The sequence below is a fragment of the Poseidonibacter parvus genome (genome assembly GCF_001956695.1).
GTDB lineage: Bacteria > Campylobacterota > Campylobacteria > Campylobacterales > Arcobacteraceae > Poseidonibacter > Poseidonibacter parvus.
Genome location: NZ_CP019070.1, coordinates 1,795,195 through 1,812,526 on the forward strand (window position 1 = coordinate 1,795,195; position 17,332 = coordinate 1,812,526).

The window sequence follows — 17,332 nt, forward strand, 5'->3', positions numbered from 1 at the left end:
TGTCCTTATATTCCTAAAGCTTTTTTTACACCACTTGCGTAAGCAGGTGTTACTTTTTCAAAGTGTGCTAATTGTCTATTTATAATCTCCATAGGTACTCCATCCATTGAAGCTGCTATATTTGAAAATAGTTGTTCTTTTTGCGATTCATTCATTAAATTAAATAAATCTTTTACTTGTGAGTAATTGTCATTGTCAATGTTGTGATCATATCTGTTAGCATCACCATAAATTTTTAAATCAGGTTCTGCATAACTTGAATCTTCAACTGCTCCACCAAAACTATTAGGTTCATAATAAGCATTTGTAACTTCTTTTTTCTCATAATTCATAGAACCAGCTGTGTGATAAGTATTTACTTCATTAAGAGGTCTATTTACAGGTAAATTTTCATAATGAGTCCCTACTCTATATCTATGCGCATCTGGGTATGAAAAAATTCTAGCTTGTAGCATTTTATCAGGTGAGAAACCAATTCCAGGAACTACATTAGAAGGAGAGAATGATGCTTGTTCAACTTCATTAAAGTAATTCTTTGGGTTTTCATTTAAAGTCATAACTCCTACATCAATTAATGGATAATCACTATGAGGCCAAACTTTTGTTAAATCGAAAGGATTAAATTTGAAATTTAAAGCTTGTTCTTCTGTCATAATCTGGATTTTTACATCCCATTGTGGAAAATTAGATTCTTCAATATTTTCATATAAATCTCTTTGATTACTTTCTCTATCATTTGCAACAATCGCTGCTGCTTCTTCATTTGTTAAAGTTTGTATTCCTTGTTTTGTTTTAAAATGAAACTTAACCCAATATCTTTCATTTTTATCATTTACTAAACTATATGTATGTGAGCCATACCCATTTACATGTCTATAACTTTTAGGAATTCCACGATCTGACATTAAAATTGTCACTTGATGTAATGATTCAGGGCTTAATGACCAAAAATCCCAAGCTGCAGTGTTTGAACGTAAATTACTTGCTGGATGTCTTTTTTGAGTGTGAATAAAATCAGGAAACTTTTGAGGATCTCTAATAAAGAAAACAGGAGTATTATTACCAACTAAATCCCAATTTCCTTCTTTAGTATAAAATTTTAATGCAAAACCTCTTACATCTCTTTCTGCATCTGCCGCTCCTGCTTCACCTGCAACAGTTGAAAATCTTAATAATAGTTTTGTTTTTTCACCTTTTTGCAATACTTTTGCTTTTGTAAATTCTGATATATCATTTGTTATCTCTAATTCTCCAAAAGCAGCACTACCATTAGCATGAACAACTCTTTCTGGAATTCTTTCTCTATTTTGATGTGCAAGTTTTTCAATTAATTGATAATCTTGCATTAATACAGGACCTCTTTGTCCTGCTGTAATTGAGTTTTGGTTATCACTAATTGGATTACCTGCTGTTGTAGTCATAATTTTTTTCATTCTTTCTCCTTATGGATAATTTTTTTCTGTTGAGAAAGTTTATTAGTATTTTACTTAAATAGAACTGAATTTATAAAGGAAATTAATTATCCTTTGATATTTTTAATATTTTTAATAAACAATTAGCAAACACTATATTATAATATGAGCTTCAAAAATTTAAAGGCTATATAATTATGACAGATACTATTAAAATATTTAATGCAAAAGAAAATAACTTAAAAAATATTAATTTAGAAATACCAAAAAATAAACTTATTGTATTTACAGGATTATCAGGATCTGGTAAATCAACTCTTGCTTTTGATACTTTATACGCAGAAGGTCAAAGAAGATACATAGAATCACTATCTGCTTATGCAAGACAGTTCTTAGACAAGGTTGGAAAACCTGATGTTGAAAGAATTGAAGGTTTAACACCTGCTATTGCTATTGATCAAAAAACAACATCTAAAAACCCGCGTTCAACTGTTGGAACAATTACAGAAGTTTATGATTACCTAAGATTACTATATGCAAGAATTGGAAAACAACATTGTCATAAATGTGGGGAACCAATTTCGCAAATGAGTGCTTCTGATGTAATTTCTCAAGTTTTAACACTTCCTGAAAACTCAAAAATTGTAATATTAGCACCATTAATTAATAGAAAAAAAGGTACTTTTGTTGATTTACTTGAATCTTTAAGAGGTAAAGGTTATGTGAGAGCTATGATTGATGGAGTTATGGTTAGACTTGATGAAGAAATAGAACTTGGTAAATCAAAAATGCATACAATCAAAGTTGTAATTGACAGAGTTGTTGTAAAAGAAGAAAACAAAGAAAGAATTGCACAAGATGTTGAAAAAGGTTTAAAAGAAAGTTTTGGAGAATTAGAAATTGAAATTTTAAATCATGAAGATGTTGGAGTTGAAAAACATATTCATTACTCTGAGCATATGGCTTGTTTTGATTGTAAAATCTCTTTTGAACCACTAGAGCCATTATCATTTTCATTTAATTCACCAAAAGGTGCATGTTCATCATGTGATGGTTTAGGTATTAGATATGCTCTTGATATGAAAAAAGTAATTAATGAAGAATTGCCAATTGAAGAAGGAGCCGTAAGAGTAATATACGGCTTTAACAAAGGTTTTTACTTTAAAATGCTTACTGCTTTTTGTCAAGCAGCAGATATTGATACTACAATCCCCTTTAAAGAATTACCAGAACATCAAAGAAAAGCAATACTTCATGGTGGAATTGAAGAAGCTAAATTTGTATGGAAAAAACATTCACTAAAAAGAAAATGGGAAGGTGTTGTAAAAATTGCCTATGACATGATAAAAGATGAAAAAGAGATGGCTGAGTATATGACTGAAAAAGCCTGCTCTGATTGTAATGGAAATAGATTAAAACCCTCTTCTCAAAGTGTATTTGTAGCAAATAAAACTATTGGTGATATTTTAAATGTTCCAATTGAAGATGCACACTCTTTTTTCCAAGATGAAAAAAACTTCAAATATCTTTCAGAACAAGGGCAATTAATTGCAAAACCAATTTTAAAAGAAGTAAAAGAGAGAGTTTATTTTTTATATGATGTAGGACTAGGATATATTACATTAGGACGTGATGCTAGAACTATTTCAGGAGGAGAAGCACAAAGAATTAGAGTTGCTTCTCAAATAGGTTCTGGACTTACAGGTGTTATGTATGTTCTTGATGAACCTTCAATTGGTTTACATGAAAGAGATACAAGTAAACTTATTAAAACTTTACGAGCACTGCAGGAAAAAGGTAATACTGTAATTGTAGTTGAGCATGATAAGGAAACAATTGAAGCAGCAGATTATATTGTTGATATTGGTCCAAAAGCTGGAAAATATGGAGGAGAAATTGTTTTTGATGGAACGCTTGATAAAATGTACAAAGCAAAAACATTAACTGCAAAATATTTAACAGGTGAAAAGAAAATCGATTATGTTCACAATCGTCCTCAAGAAGAGTTTATTGAAATAAAAAATGTAAGTATTAATAATATCAAAGACTTAGATGTACGAATTCCATTAAAGAACCTTTGTGCAATTACGGGTGTTTCAGGAAGTGGAAAATCTTCACTTATATTACAAACTCTTTTACCAGTTGCAAAAGAACTTTTAAATCATGCCAGAAAAGTTAAAAAAGTTGATGGTGTAGAAATTGCAGGTTTAGAAAAACTTGATAAAGTAATCTATCTAGATCAAAGTCCAATAGGAAGAACTCCTCGATCAAATCCAGCAACATATACAGGATTAATGGATGAATTAAGACTTTTATTTTCTAAAACAAAAGAAGCAGAAATAAGAGGTTATAAAATAGGACGTTTCTCTTTTAATGTAAAAGGCGGACGTTGTGAAAAATGTCAAGGTGAAGGTGAAATCAAAATTGAAATGCACTTCTTACCAGATATTATGGTTAAATGTGATGATTGTCAGGGACAAAGATATAATGCTCAAACCTTAGAGATTTTATACAAAGGAAAAAGTATTTCTGATGTGTTAAATATGAGCGTTGATGAAGCAGTAGAATTCTTTGTTAAAATTCCAAAGATACATGCAAAACTTCAAACATTAAGTGATGTAGGACTTGGATATATTACTCTTGGTCAAAATGCTATTACACTTTCAGGTGGGGAAGCACAAAGAATTAAACTAAGTAAAGAGTTAAGTAAAAAAGATACTGGAAATACTTTATATATTTTAGATGAACCTACAACTGGACTTCATTTTGCAGATGTTGATAGACTTACAAAAGTTTTACATCATTTAGTTGATTTAGGAAACTCAGTACTTGTAATTGAACATAATTTAGATGTTGTTAAAAACTCTGATTGGGTTATTGATATGGGTCCTGAGGGTGGAAATAAAGGTGGATTATTAGTTGATGAAGGAACACCTGAACAATTAGCAGCAAATCATAAAAAATCAGGTTCACATACTGGTTATTATTTAAATAAAGAGATAAATCAATAATGTATGATAAAACAAAATTTACACAAAATTTAGCAATTGATAGATTTATTTTTGCTGTGAAAAATAATTTTTTTGTGGAAGCACATGAGTTATTAGAAGATGACTGGAATTTATATAAGAAGCAAGGTGAAAAGAAAAAGGCTTTAGTTTTAAAAGGTCTTATTAACGGAGCTACTGCTTTAGCCTTATATTTTGAGAAAAAAAGACCTGCTGGATATGAAAAAGTTTGGCCTGTATTTTATAAGTACGTGCCCTTACTTGATGAAGTAGATTTAGATAATAAAGATAGATTTTATTTTGCAAAAGAATTATTAATTGAAAAAAATAAACTTGTTAATAATTAAAATAATATGAAATGTGCTATAATATATTTGAATATAAAAAAGGCAAAATTTAAATGAATAAATTAATATTATTTTTTCTACTTTTAATAAATGTTTCAATAGCAAATGAAGCCTTTGACTACATAAAATTAACACCTAAAGAAGAAGCTTTCTTACGTAATACTGAAATAAAAGTAATCACCTCTAATACTTGGGCACCTATAAATATGTATAATGATGAAAATCAATTAGCAGGAATTGCTATTGATTTTTGGAATATCATAAAACAAAGAGCAGGTATTAAATCTGAAACAGTAACAGCTAAGAATTGGAATCATGTTTTAGAATCTATTAAAAATAAAGAGGCTGATATTACAATTGGAACCTCTTTTGACAGAAACAAACTAAAATATGCAAATTTCACTAACTCATATATTTCTTTTCCAATTGCTTTTGCTACATTATTTGATAAAAGATTTATTCCTAATGCTTCATTTTTAGAAGGTAAGAAAGTAGCAGTAGGAGAAAATTACAGTGCTCATAATATATTAAAAGAACATTATCCTAAAATTGATTTTGTATTAGTTAAAAATACTCAAGAAGCCCTTGAATTATTAAGTGCAGGAAAAGTAGAAGCTGCAGTTGATATTCTTCCAACAATTGCACATTTAATTTCTGTTAATGGATATTACAATCTTAAAATATCAGGAACAAGTGAATATGATGTTCATGTATCTTTTATGATTAGAAAAGATTACAAAGAATTACAATCAATAATAAATAAACATATTGCACTAATAACACCAGAAGACAAAAAAAATATTATAAGACAGTGGTTAACAGTAAAATTTGATAAAACCTTTGTAGGTTATGAATATTTATTCCAAATACTTGTTTTAATTGTTCTAATAGGTTTATTCTATGCCTTTAAACAAAAAGATTTAAAGAAATATAATGAAGAATTGAAAAAACTTTCTATTACAGACAGATTAACACAACTTTATAATAGAAGAAAGATTGATGAACTTTTAAATGAAGTTAAAAATAAAAAGTTTTCACTAATACTTTTAGATATTGACCATTTTAAAGAAATAAATGATATTCATGGACATTTAGAAGGAGACAAGGTTTTAGTTGAAATCTCAAACCTTTTAAAAAATAGTTTAAATCAAAATGATGAAATTGGAAGATGGGGTGGAGAAGAATTTTTAATAATTTGTAAAAATACAAGTGAAAAAGAAGCTTATATAATTGCAAGTAGACTAAAAAAAGCAATCGAAGATCATGATTTCAAAATTAGAAAAATTACTGCATCTTTTGGGGTTAGTGAAGCTAGTAAAAATTTAGATATTAAAAATATTTTAGCAAAAGCAGATGATGCTCTTTATAAAGCTAAACAGCAAGGAAGAAACCAAGTAGTGACTGCTTCAAGCTTATAGTAATTAATTTAAACTCATTAAATAAGTTTTTAATTTCATCATATCTTCAGTAGGATATTGATTCTCAGCACTTCCTCTTGTAGCTTTAACAAAAAAGTCTTTTGAAGAGTCATTAAATCCAAAATTTGTATTTGTAATTACTACTTCATAATTTTGTTTTATTGATTCACTTGTTGTTTTTTCAACATTTGCAACTGAATCGCTAGCTATAAATTCTTCTTTTTGAATTTCTTTTAATTTTGCATCTTGATTTAATTGTGAACTAGTATTAATTGCTTGTACTTGTTGTGCTTGTAGAAGTTTGTTATCACTAAACTGATCGATATTTGCTACTAAACCGTATTCCATACTAAGCTCCTTTTTCTAATTAATCATTTATATAGCATATTATACATTATTTTTAAATATTTTGTCAAAAAAATTATATTATTAAGTTTTTTTTGATATTATTAGCCATCAATTTTCAAAAAATGAAGGAGTCCTTATTGGAATATAATTCCCCGAGGTGTATATTAATTAAAAGTGAGAATAAATGGAAATTTTAATCTTACTATTTGTTGCAGTTATTGGAGTATCTTTTTTATGTTCTGTTCTAGAATCAATTTTACTTTCTACAAATCTATCTTATATATCTGTACTTGAAAAGAATGATCAAGGCGCAGGACAATTACTAAAAAAATTAAAAACTGATATTGATGTATCAATTGCTTCAATTTTAATATTAAATACAATCGCAAACACTTTAGGTGCTACTGCTATTGGAGTTCAAGCGCAAAATGTATTTGAAGGTGATAAAACACTAGTAATGGTGGTTTCAATTATCTTGACATTTATGATTTTATTTTTTGCAGAAATTATTCCAAAAACAATTGGAGCAGTTTACTGGAAACAATTAGCACCACTTGCAGCAAGAATCATTAATATATTTATATTTATTACATATCCAATTATTATAATTACGCAATTTGTAACAAGAAAAATTGGATCAGATAATAGTGACACAATTTCGAGAGAAGAATTAATTCACTCTACTTTATTAAGTGAAGAAGAAGGTGTTATTGGAGATTTAGAATCTGATATTATCGAAAATACACTTACTTTAAATAATATGAAAGTAAGAGAGATATTAACTCCAAGATCTGTAATGTATGCAATTGATAAAAATACACCTATTAAGGATGTTATTGAAGATAAGAGAACTTTCAAGTTTTCTAGAGTTCCAGTTTTTGAAGGAACAATTGATAATATAATTGGGATTGTTTTAACAAAGCAGTTATTTAAGCAAGCGCTAATAGATCAAAGTGTTTCTGTTGGTTCTATTATGAAAGATGTAATTCCCTTAAATGAGAATATACCTGTATCAAAAGCTCTTAATATGTTTATTCAGAAAAAAGAACATATGTTTATAGTTTATGATTCTTATGATCAAACAGAAGGAATAGTTACACTTGAAGATTGTATTGAAACATTACTTGGTTTAGAAATCATGGATGAATCAGATACAACAGCAGATATGAGAAGACTTGCTTTAAATAAAATGAAAGCAAAAAGAAAAGAAAAAGAAAGAGGAATTTAAATGAGTTTAAAAAACACGATTATTAGTATTTTTATTGTATTTGTAGTTGCACTTATGTTAAGTGGAGAAGAAGAAACAAAAGGTGCTCCTTGGGGATATAATGAAGACTTAGGACCAAAAGAGTGGGCAAATCTTGATGATAAATATAGAATGTGTGAAGATGGATTAAATCAATCTCCAATCAATATTACAAATACTATTGATGCTGTATTAAATCCTTTAACATTTGAAGGTAATGCAAAAGCTAGTACATTTGAAAATAATGGTCATTCGGTTAAAGTTAGTTTTTCAGGTTCAAGTTCATTAAATATTGATAATGAAAAATACTATTTAAAACAAATACATTTTCATACACCAAGTGAAAATCAAATCAATGGAAAATCATTTCCAATGGAAGGACATTTAGTTCATTCAAATAGCGCTGGAAATCTTGCAGTTGTTGGTGTTATGTTTGAAGTTGGTGCTGATAATATGGTTATAAATAAATTATTAAGAAATTTACCTGAAAATAAAGATGATAAAAATACTCTTAAATCAGAAATATTAGGATATGACTTATTACCAGAAATTAAAGATTACTATAGATTTAGTGGTTCATTAACAACTCCTCCTTGTACAGAAGGTGTTAAATGGTTTATATTAAAAGATACAGTTTCTATTTCAAAAAGTCAATTAGCTGACTTTGATGCTGTTATGCCTACAAATAATAGACCTATTCAAGATATTAATTCTAGATTAATCTTAGACTAACAAAAACAAAAATATATACAGATTTAATCTGTATATATTCCTTCAAAAAAGAACTTAATACACAATTATCTTACTATTTTTATGTTATAATCTTTTTAATTATAAATTAAAACAGGAGAATATATGAGTTTACTATCTTTCGCAATTGATGCAGGTAAAAAATTACTTGGATTAGGAAATGATGAAGAAAATATCAAAAAAGAAATTGAAGAAAACAGTTCAACAATGCCAATTGATGGACTTGCTGTTAAAATAGATGGTGATACAATTGTATTATCAGGAGATGCAGATGCCAATTCAAAAGCAAAAGCTGCTTTAATTGCTGGAAATATCAAAGGAATTAAAGAAGTAACTTTTGAAGGTGCTAATCCTGAAGACCAATATTATGAAATTAAGTCAGGTGATAACTTATCAAAAATATCAAAACAATTCTATGGAAGTTCAAACCATTATAATGCAATTTTTGAAGCAAATAAAGAAGTTATTAAAGATATGAACTTGATCTACCCTGGTCAAATGATTAGAATCCCAAAAATATAATAAAGGCTTAAAATGAATATTTTAGACACAATATTAAAAAATGGTTTAGATGAAAATATATTAGGTGCAATTTCTGCAAAAACAGGAATTGATACAAATTCAATTCAAGATATCGTTTCTCAAGTAGCACCACAGTTAGTTGATGGTGCAAAACAAAACTTAGCAAGTACAAATGATTCTTCAAATTTAATTGATATGATTTCTAATACTGATTTAGATTCATTAAAAAATAATCCAGAAGCTATTGATAGTTCTGATAATAGTAATATGTTAGGAGAACTATTCTCTTCACTTAATACAAATGAAGGTGATGTTGCAAATGAGTTAAGTGCAAAAAGTGGAGTTGATTCTTCATCAATTGCTTCACTTTTACCAATGTTAGCACCACTTGTAATGGGAGCTTTAAACCAAAAAACTAATTTAAGCTCTACTGATACATCTAACACAAACGATATTACATCAATGCTTACAAACTTTATTGACCAAGACAATGATGGTTCTGTAGTAGATGATTTAATGGGAATGGCTAAAAAGTTCTTTTAAATAAGAAATTTTTAAATTATTTTTAACTAGAATGTATCTAATTAAAATTTTAAGGAAAACAATATGACTATTAACTTAAGAAAAAGTGAAGCAAAAGAACCTTTCTCATTTATTTTTGTAAATGCTGAAGGTAAAACAATTGTAAAAAGTGAAAACTATGCTCAAAAAGCAAGTGCTAAAAATGGTATTGAATCAGTTAAGAAAAACTGTCAAGAAGATGCAAGATACGAATTTAAAGAATCTACAAATGGTAAGTTTTTCTTTAATATTAAATCTACAAATGGTCAAGTTGTTGGAACAAGTGCTTTATTTGCAAGTGAAGATGAAAGATCAGCTGCAATTACAGAACTAAAAGCAGATTCAGCTAATGCAGAAGTTACTGAATAACAATTAAAAAAAGAAATTAATTATTCAAAGATCAAGTGAATGTCTTCTTTAGGCATTCACTTTTTTTTTGCTATAATATCTGCAAAATACACTTAGAAATATTATAAAGGCCTATTATGAGTAGCACAATAGATTATGAAAAATTAAAACTTTTTTATATTGGTAAAGAAAAAATAGATGATGAAACTACAGTTCCTCTTGTATATAAAAATAAAGACTTAAGAACTCATGCTGCAATTATTGGAATGACAGGAAGTGGAAAAACAGGACTAGGAATATCTTTACTTGAAGAAGCTGCTATTGATAATATACCTTCAATTATAATAGATCCAAAAGGAGATATGGGGAATTTACTATTAACATTTCCCAATTTAAAAGGTGAAGATTTTAAACCTTGGATTGAAGAGCAAGATGCTATTAATAATGGCGTTAGTATCGACCAACAAGCTCAAAATACTGCTTCTATGTGGGAAAAAGGAATTACAGGTGATTTTCAAAGTAAAGAGCGAATTGCAAAACTAAAAAACTCAGCTGATTTTTCAATATATACTCCAGGAAGCACTGCTGGAATTCCAATATCAATTTTATCTTCTTTTAAAGCTCCAGGAAAAGAAATACTTGAAGATCATGATTTGCTTACTTCTCTTGTAAATTCAACTGTATCATCACTTTTATCACTTGTAGATATAAAAAATGATTCTTCTTCGAAAGAGAATATTTTACTTAGCTCTATTTTTATGAATGCTTATACAAAAAGTAAAGATTTAACTTTAGAAGAATTAATTACATTAATAGTAACTCCACCTTTTTCTAAAGTTGGAATATTTGATTTAGAAACATTTTTTGGCCAAGATGATAGATTAAAATTAGCACTTAAATTAAATACGATTATTGCAAATCCTTCATTTAAAAACTGGATTGAAGGAGAGCCTTTAGATATTTCAAATTTATTATATGATGAAAATGGAAAAGCAAAGGTATCTATTTTTTCAATATCTCACTTAGATGATGCACAAAGAATGTTTTTTGTATCACTATTACTAAATCAAATGGTTTCATGGATGAGAAGACAAGAAGGAACTTCATCACTTAAAGCCCTACTTTATATGGATGAGATTTTTGGATATTTTCCACCTTCTAAAAATCCTCCATCAAAACAACCAATGCTTACACTTTTAAAACAAGCAAGGTCATTTGGTGTTGGGGTAATACTTTCAACACAAAACCCTGTTGATATTGATTATAAAGGGCTATCAAATATTGGAACTTGGTTTATAGGACGACTTCAAACAAAACAAGACAAAGATAAGGTAATTGATGGTTTAAGTTCAGCAAGTGAAGGAAAAGTTGATAAAAAAGAGTTACTTGATACTATTTCTAATTTAGAAAAAAGAACATTTATTATGAAAAATATAAATGATAATGGTATTAAAATATTTAAAACAAGATGGGTACTATCTTATTTAAAAGGTCCTATTTCAAAAGATGATATTAAAAAACTAATGAGTGAAAAAATATCAAAGTTAAAAAACAAGTTACAAGAAAAAGTACTTCCATCAAAGCAAGAAAAAAAGGTTGAGCAAAAAGCTCAAGTGAAAAGTAATTCAGCTGATTATATAAAACCAATCCTTCCAAATACAATAGAGCAAAAATACTCTTATTTTTCTCAAAGCGATGAATATTCATTACAGCCTTATTTATTATGTACAAGTAGTATAAACTTTGTTAATACATCAAAAGCAATTGATAAAAAAGAAGAAATACAGTGTAAAATATATTTAGATAAAAATATAAATGAAATTGATTTTAATGAAAAAGAAGAAGTTCAAAATGACTCTTTTGAAGAAAAGAATAGAACAAACTCAATTTTTTATGAACTTCCTAGTTTTTTACAAAATGAAAGAGAAATAAAAGCAATTCAAAAGCAATTTAATAACTATATTTATAGAAATGAAAAGCTAAAATTATTTAAAAACAGTTCTCTAAAAATCACTTCAAAACAAGATGAATCTTTAAATGATTTTAAAATAAGAATTCAAGATAGATTAAACGAAAAAATTGATGAAGAAGTAGAAAAACTACAAAAGAGATTTGAAAAAACGGAAGATTCTTTAGAAAAAAAACTTGATAAACTTTATGTGAAACTTGAAAAAGAAAAAGACCAAGCTGCAGCAAAAACTACAAATACTCTAATATCGATTGGAAGTTCAATACTTGGAGCTTTTTTTGGAAAATCAGTATTAAGTAAAACAAATATAGGAAAAGTTGCACGAGGTGCAAAAGGTGCTAGTGCTATTTTAAAAGAACGTTCTGATGTGAAATTTGTAGAAGAAGATATTCAAAACTTAAGTGCAGAAGTTCAAGAATTAGAAGAAACATTAGCCTTAAATATTGAAGAAATAAATAATGAATATTCAATCTCTAATTATGAGATTGAAGAGTTTAATATAAATTTACGAAGAAAAGATATATACAATACAAAAATAGAAATTTTATGGGAAGAAATATAATGACAAAAGATTTAAACGAGTTTTTAAAAGATTTTAAAAGTGTGAATATAAGTACATTAGATGAGAAAGGAAACCCTTTTTCATCTTATGCTCCTTTTATTAAAATAGAAGATAAATACTATGTATATATCTCTGATATGGCAAAGCATACAAGTAATTTAAAAAGAAAAGATATTTGTAGCTTGTTCTTTGCAGAAGATGAAAGTACTTGTTCAAATATTTTTGCAAGAAAAAGAGCTATGGTTCAATGTAATGTAAAAAAAATAGAACAAGATTCTCAAAATGAAGAAAGTAAACTATCTGCTTTTAAAGTAAAGTTTGGTGATAAAATGATTGATATGCTAAAAGGAATGCAAGACTTTCATGTTTTTGAATTTACACCTTTTTATGGTGAAGCAGTTTTTGGCTTTGGAAAAGCATACAATTTAGGTGGAGATGATTTTAGCCAGTTTGTAAATAGACCAAGTACTAATAATTCAAGTGGTCATGGACATGGAAGTAAATAGACAGTATTTTATACTGCCTATTTATTAGAATTTAAAGCAATATTTTCAAACATTTCAACTAAATATTGTATTTTTAACTCTTTTGCTAAAGAAAAAGCACTATTTCCTAAACTATCTTCATAAAGAACTTCAGCTCCATTATTTACTAAATAATTAATACTTCTTAATTTGTTATAAAGTACTGCATAAATCAATGGTGTTGATTCCATAATATCAAGTTCATTAATGTCTAAGCCAGCAGTTTTTAAATATCTGATTAACTTCACATCATCTTTATAAATAGCGTAATGCATTGCAGATAAACCATCTATAACTTTTGTATCAATTCCTTTTTTTATTAAAAAGCTAATTAATTTATAATCCTTATTATGCATTGCCCAGAAAAGTGCATTTCGACCTTTTTTATCTCTTTTATTTATATCACTGTTTTCAGATAACTTATTTAATAAATTATCATTTTGATAAATCCCATTTCTTATTAAAAAATTGTCAGACATCTTTTTTCCTTTTATATAATATTGATAATTGTTATCATATATAATATAAACTTAATATCTTATAAATTATTATTTTAAACTTGATATAATATACTATGAAAATTTCTTACCACAGAAGACGCAAAATAAAAACTAGAAGAATTGCAATAAACCAATTCTTACAAAATGGCATTGATGATCCAAAAGAATTAGCTAGAGAATTAAAAGTAACCATTCCTACTATAAAAAGAGATTTAGAAGCTCTTAAAACTATGACAAAAGAAGATTTGACTTTTGAAACAAGACAGACCTCACAAGAATTATTAGATAAAAAAGATACAATTTTAAGTATGCTTGATAATGAAGAGTATTATAATGAGAATGGTGAGCTAAATATTACAAAGATATGTAAGGAACTTAAAACAAGCAGAACAACTGTTCTATCTGTTTTAAATGGCGAATAAAGAGACTTAATCTTTATTATTAGAATAGATTTTACCATCTCCTGAAATTAATATAGCCATACCTTTAGTATTTTCAAATTGTGAAAGAATAATAAGTAATATCATCATAAGTGGAACAGATAAAAACATTCCAACAGTTCCCCACATAGCACCCCAAATAACTAAAGATAAAATTACAACAAATTGAGAAATATTTAATTTATTACCCATTAATCTTGGATAAATTATATTTCCTATTATAAATTGAATTAAAGCTAATAAAATTAAAACAATTAAAGCATCTGAAAGTTCTGGAAACTGTACTAAAGCAAAAGCTGTTGGAATAATTACAGCAATAATACTTCCAATAGTTGGAATAAAGTTTAAGATAAAAGCTAAAAATCCCCAAAGAACTGCACCTTGTAAAGATAAAGAATCACAAACTAAATATGTTAAAAAACCTGTACATAAACTAATAATTGTTGTTATTGAAATATACATTCTAATACTTTTTGAAACACTGTGTAATACATCTTTTGCCTTTGCTCTATTTTCATAATTAGGGAAAAGTGCATTTATTTTTGCATTAAAAAACCTTTGATCTAATAAAAGAAATAGTACATATAATAAAATCTGCATAATATTGCTAACGATTGAACTAAAAGCTGCTATTACTTTGTTTATTAAAGAAGCAATACTAAACTGCTCAAACAACTTTTCAAACTTATCTGAGAAGTCATATCCTGTCATAACAGATAGCTTATCTATTAAACTATAGAATTTATCGTCAAGTTGTGCAATAGTAGAACTTAACTCAACCATACTAGAAGCAATAAAACTACCAATTTGAAGCATTGAAACTACAATAATAATTAGTGATAAAGGAATTGAAATAAATTCTCCAAAATTAGAGTTCATAAAAGGTAATCTTTTTATTTGATTAGCAAGTGCATTTATTAGAAACCAAATAAGTATTGCAATTGCAATAGGTGTTAAAATGCTACTTAAACTTGAAAATGCAAAAACAACAAGAGATAAAAAGGCAAAGAAATAAAAAGCTGCTGCAAAATTAGTATTATATATTTTTGCAGTTGAAGAATTCTTTGTTACTATATTTTTATTTAAATGGTCCAAGATTAACCTTTTTTAATTTATTTAATATAATAACAAATAGTTTATTTAAACTTCTTATTCTGCTTCTTTTTGTGCATCAATTTTTAATAACTCAGCAATTTTTGCATCAATTATTTCTAAAGTTTTATCTTGCGTTTGAACAGAAATATCAGGCAACTCTCCACCAAATAGTTTTTGAGCTTCTTCAAAACCTTGAACAAGACCTACTCTACTTTCTTGAAGAGCTTCAATATTATCTCCTGTCATATTAATTACAAAAGATGTAACTCTTTGTGATGTTTCATCCACACCGAAAAATCCACCATCTGAAACTAAATCTTTAGCTTCGCCTTGTGTTAATTCAGTAAATGCTTTTCCTTCATAACCAATTGATTCTAAAGACATACCACTTTGCGTTGTATCGCCTTCAAAGAAACTTACATACTCATCATTTCCACTAACTAAATTAGTTAATATTTGCTGAGCATTAGTATTTCCCTGTGAAGCTTCCGTACTTTTAACTTTTAAGTAGTTCATAATACTATGTGTTGAAATAGCAACATTTACAGCAGCATTATGTAATTTACTCTCAGTTTGACTACTTGACTCAGTAGTAGTTTTAGAGTTATCAATAGTTTCATAAGCTTTATTCATATTTTCATTGAATGCAGTTAAATATGGGTTTGTTTGATTTGTATTTATAGTATTCATAGACTATCCTTCATTATTGTATTTTAGTACTACAATTCTTAAAATTAGCTTAAAAATAATTAAGTTTAATCAATAATAATTTAATGATGTTAAGATACAGATAAATTATAATTAATCTGTATATTTTACAACTTTTTAATCTTTTCTATATCTTTTTAGGAATATATCAATTTCATTTTTCATAGTATTATGATAGCCTTTAGTACTAGTATATAAATAAAAAGCAGATTGAATCATAAAAAAGTAGTAGGCATTAACATATCCGATATATACAAAAATCACATCAGCAACAAAGAAACAAATAAATGCATAAGATCTCATTATATGATTAGGGCTAGATAATAAGTAACTTCCTACAATTGCAATTGATGCTGCGATAAAATCAATTATTAATACATTAAAATCGATATCTTCTATATTTGGAATTATAGTAAATATTAGGATTGAAATATAAATAGATAAAATCAAAGAAATAAGACTAACATCTCTTTTTCTATTTTTTGTTAATTTATATATTCCAATAATTGCTGTAATAAAAAATAAAATCATTTGAATAATTACAGGAATTTTTCCATTTAAAGTAAAAAAAGTAAGTAAGGCAAGATTTGAAATAAAGAAACTAATAAATCCAAAATATAAAGGTCTTGTATTATCTTTAGAACTTAAAGACATTAGATATGCACCCACTATAGAAAAGATTGCTCCAATAGCTTCTAAAATTATCATTATTTCTCACTTTTATAAATTTATGCAATTATAATCATTTAATCAAAAAATTTAATGAATATAATAAGTATTTCACTATAATTTCAAAAATTAATTTGAAAGACATCTTTGCAAGAATTTAATACAAGAGAAAAATGCTACAAATGTTACAGACCAAAAACCTCATGCATGTGCGAGCATACAATAAAACCATTAAAAACTAATACTAAATTTGTGATATTAATGCACCCAAAAGAGTTTAAAAAAACTAAAAATGGAACAGGCCATTTAACAAATAATTCTATAGAAAACTGTGAGTTACATATAGGAATAGATTTTACTAATAATACCAGAATTAATGAACTTATAAATGATACAAACTATGAAGCTTTTGTTTTATATCCAGATGAAAATGCTATTAAACTAAATGAAGAAAAATTAAGTAAGAAAAAAAATAGCTTAATTTTTATTATTGATTCAACATGGCCATGCTCAAAAAAAATACTAAGATTAAGTAAGAATTTAAGTACCTTAAAGAAAGTAAGTTTTGTACACAATAAATCTTCGCAATTTATGATAAAAACGCAACCTAATCCACATTGCTTATCAACGATTGAATCAACACTTTGTGTTTTAGAACAACTTAATAATCAAAATATTGAATGCATTAATAAATCTTCACTTGATAATTTTCTTCAACCCTTTATAAAAATGGTTGAATATCAAGTTTCATGTGCAAGTGTAGATGGTAAGTTTATAAGATTCAAAAAGAAGAACATTTTATAGTTATTAAACTATTAAAAATATGGTTTCTTTACGTATTTATACACAAAAGTTGTAAATTAACAACTTTTTTATAATTATTAAAGATATTTTTGCAATTTTTC

18 protein-coding genes are annotated in these 17,332 nt (G+C 27.0%); 12 read left to right on the forward strand and 6 right to left on the reverse strand.

Annotated features, from left to right (window positions below; genetic code table 11):
* Positions 1-5 precede the first annotated feature (5 nt).
* Positions 6-1,433, reverse strand: a complete 1,428-nt coding sequence (locus tag LPB137_RS08935; RefSeq protein WP_076087205.1) for a catalase — start codon at positions 1,431-1,433, stop codon at positions 6-8.
* Positions 1,434-1,609: 176 nt separating this feature from the next.
* Between LPB137_RS08935 and uvrA the strand changes: the two genes are divergently transcribed.
* Genes uvrA through LPB137_RS08950 form a run of 3 tightly spaced genes read left to right on the forward strand, consistent with a single transcriptional unit; the run spans position 1,610 to position 6,185 of the window.
* Positions 1,610-4,423, forward strand: a complete 2,814-nt coding sequence (uvrA, locus tag LPB137_RS08940) for an excinuclease ABC subunit UvrA (RefSeq protein ID WP_076087207.1) — start codon at positions 1,610-1,612, stop codon at positions 4,421-4,423.
* Positions 4,423-4,767, forward strand: coding sequence for a DUF309 domain-containing protein (locus LPB137_RS08945; RefSeq protein WP_076087209.1), 345 nt, complete (start codon positions 4,423-4,425; stop codon positions 4,765-4,767). Before uvrA ends, LPB137_RS08945 begins: the two co-directional genes overlap by 1 nt.
* 53 nt (positions 4,768-4,820) lie before the next feature.
* Complete coding sequence (locus tag LPB137_RS08950) at positions 4,821-6,185, forward strand: transporter substrate-binding domain-containing diguanylate cyclase (RefSeq protein WP_076087211.1); 1,365 nt, start codon at positions 4,821-4,823, stop codon at positions 6,183-6,185.
* Positions 6,186-6,188: 3 nt separating this feature from the next.
* Here LPB137_RS08950 and LPB137_RS08955 read toward each other — a convergent pair whose 3' ends face one another.
* Positions 6,189-6,533, reverse strand: coding sequence for a hypothetical protein (locus tag LPB137_RS08955; protein WP_076087213.1), 345 nt, complete (start codon positions 6,531-6,533; stop codon positions 6,189-6,191).
* 184 nt (positions 6,534-6,717) lie between these two features.
* Between LPB137_RS08955 and LPB137_RS08960 the strand changes: the two genes are divergently transcribed.
* The 7 genes from LPB137_RS08960 to LPB137_RS08990 all read left to right on the forward strand — a co-directional run bounded on the left by LPB137_RS08960 (position 6,718) and on the right by LPB137_RS08990 (position 12,997).
* Positions 6,718-7,761 (forward strand): CNNM domain-containing protein, encoded by a 1,044-nt coding sequence (locus tag LPB137_RS08960; RefSeq protein ID WP_076087215.1) that lies wholly within the window; start codon positions 6,718-6,720, stop codon positions 7,759-7,761.
* On the forward strand, positions 7,762-8,511 hold the full coding sequence (locus tag LPB137_RS08965; RefSeq protein ID WP_083657213.1) for a carbonic anhydrase: 750 nt from the start codon (positions 7,762-7,764) through the stop codon (positions 8,509-8,511). It abuts the gene before it with no gap.
* Positions 8,512-8,634: 123 nt separating this feature from the next.
* Positions 8,635-9,051 carry a LysM peptidoglycan-binding domain-containing protein gene (locus LPB137_RS08970; RefSeq protein ID WP_076087217.1) on the forward strand — a complete coding sequence of 139 codons (417 nt, stop codon included), beginning with the start codon at positions 8,635-8,637 and terminating at the stop codon, positions 9,049-9,051.
* A gap of 12 nt (positions 9,052-9,063) precedes the next feature.
* Complete coding sequence (locus LPB137_RS08975; protein ID WP_076087219.1) at positions 9,064-9,594, forward strand: DUF937 domain-containing protein; 531 nt, start codon at positions 9,064-9,066, stop codon at positions 9,592-9,594.
* A gap of 63 nt (positions 9,595-9,657) precedes the next feature.
* Positions 9,658-9,981, forward strand: a complete 324-nt coding sequence (locus LPB137_RS08980; protein ID WP_076087221.1) for a YegP family protein — start codon at positions 9,658-9,660, stop codon at positions 9,979-9,981.
* Between the two features lie 116 nt (positions 9,982-10,097).
* Complete coding sequence (locus tag LPB137_RS08985; protein ID WP_076087223.1) at positions 10,098-12,491, forward strand: helicase HerA domain-containing protein; 2,394 nt, start codon at positions 10,098-10,100, stop codon at positions 12,489-12,491.
* The gene (locus LPB137_RS08990; RefSeq protein ID WP_228144657.1) at positions 12,476-12,997 is read left to right on the forward strand and encodes a HugZ family pyridoxamine 5'-phosphate oxidase; all 522 of its coding nucleotides are present in this window, start codon (positions 12,476-12,478) and stop codon (positions 12,995-12,997) included. Before LPB137_RS08985 ends, LPB137_RS08990 begins: the two co-directional genes overlap by 16 nt.
* A gap of 17 nt (positions 12,998-13,014) precedes the next feature.
* Here LPB137_RS08990 and LPB137_RS08995 read toward each other — a convergent pair whose 3' ends face one another.
* The gene (locus LPB137_RS08995; RefSeq protein ID WP_076087225.1) at positions 13,015-13,494 is read right to left on the reverse strand and encodes an ankyrin repeat domain-containing protein; all 480 of its coding nucleotides are present in this window, start codon (positions 13,492-13,494) and stop codon (positions 13,015-13,017) included.
* 95 nt (positions 13,495-13,589) lie between these two features.
* Between LPB137_RS08995 and LPB137_RS09000 the strand changes: the two genes are divergently transcribed.
* Positions 13,590-13,937 (forward strand): hypothetical protein, encoded by a 348-nt coding sequence (locus LPB137_RS09000; RefSeq protein ID WP_076087230.1) that lies wholly within the window; start codon positions 13,590-13,592, stop codon positions 13,935-13,937.
* A 6-nt stretch (positions 13,938-13,943) separates the two neighbouring features.
* On the opposite strand, the gene LPB137_RS09005 is transcribed toward LPB137_RS09000, so the two are convergent.
* From LPB137_RS09005 to LPB137_RS09015, 3 genes are all read right to left on the reverse strand, one after another.
* Positions 13,944-15,050 (reverse strand): AI-2E family transporter, encoded by a 1,107-nt coding sequence (locus LPB137_RS09005; RefSeq protein WP_228144658.1) that lies wholly within the window; start codon positions 15,048-15,050, stop codon positions 13,944-13,946.
* A 54-nt stretch (positions 15,051-15,104) separates the two neighbouring features.
* Positions 15,105-15,740: a hypothetical protein gene (locus LPB137_RS09010; RefSeq protein WP_076087232.1), complete on the reverse strand. Its 636-nt coding sequence runs from the start codon at positions 15,738-15,740 to the stop codon at positions 15,105-15,107.
* Between the two features lie 135 nt (positions 15,741-15,875).
* Positions 15,876-16,466: a nicotinamide mononucleotide transporter gene (locus tag LPB137_RS09015; protein ID WP_076087234.1), complete on the reverse strand. Its 591-nt coding sequence runs from the start codon at positions 16,464-16,466 to the stop codon at positions 15,876-15,878.
* Between the two features lie 108 nt (positions 16,467-16,574).
* Here LPB137_RS09015 and LPB137_RS09020 point away from each other — a divergent pair, with 108 nt between their 5' ends.
* Positions 16,575-17,231: a tRNA-uridine aminocarboxypropyltransferase gene (locus LPB137_RS09020; RefSeq protein WP_076087236.1), complete on the forward strand. Its 657-nt coding sequence runs from the start codon at positions 16,575-16,577 to the stop codon at positions 17,229-17,231.
* The last annotated feature ends 101 nt before the right edge of the window (positions 17,232-17,332 follow it).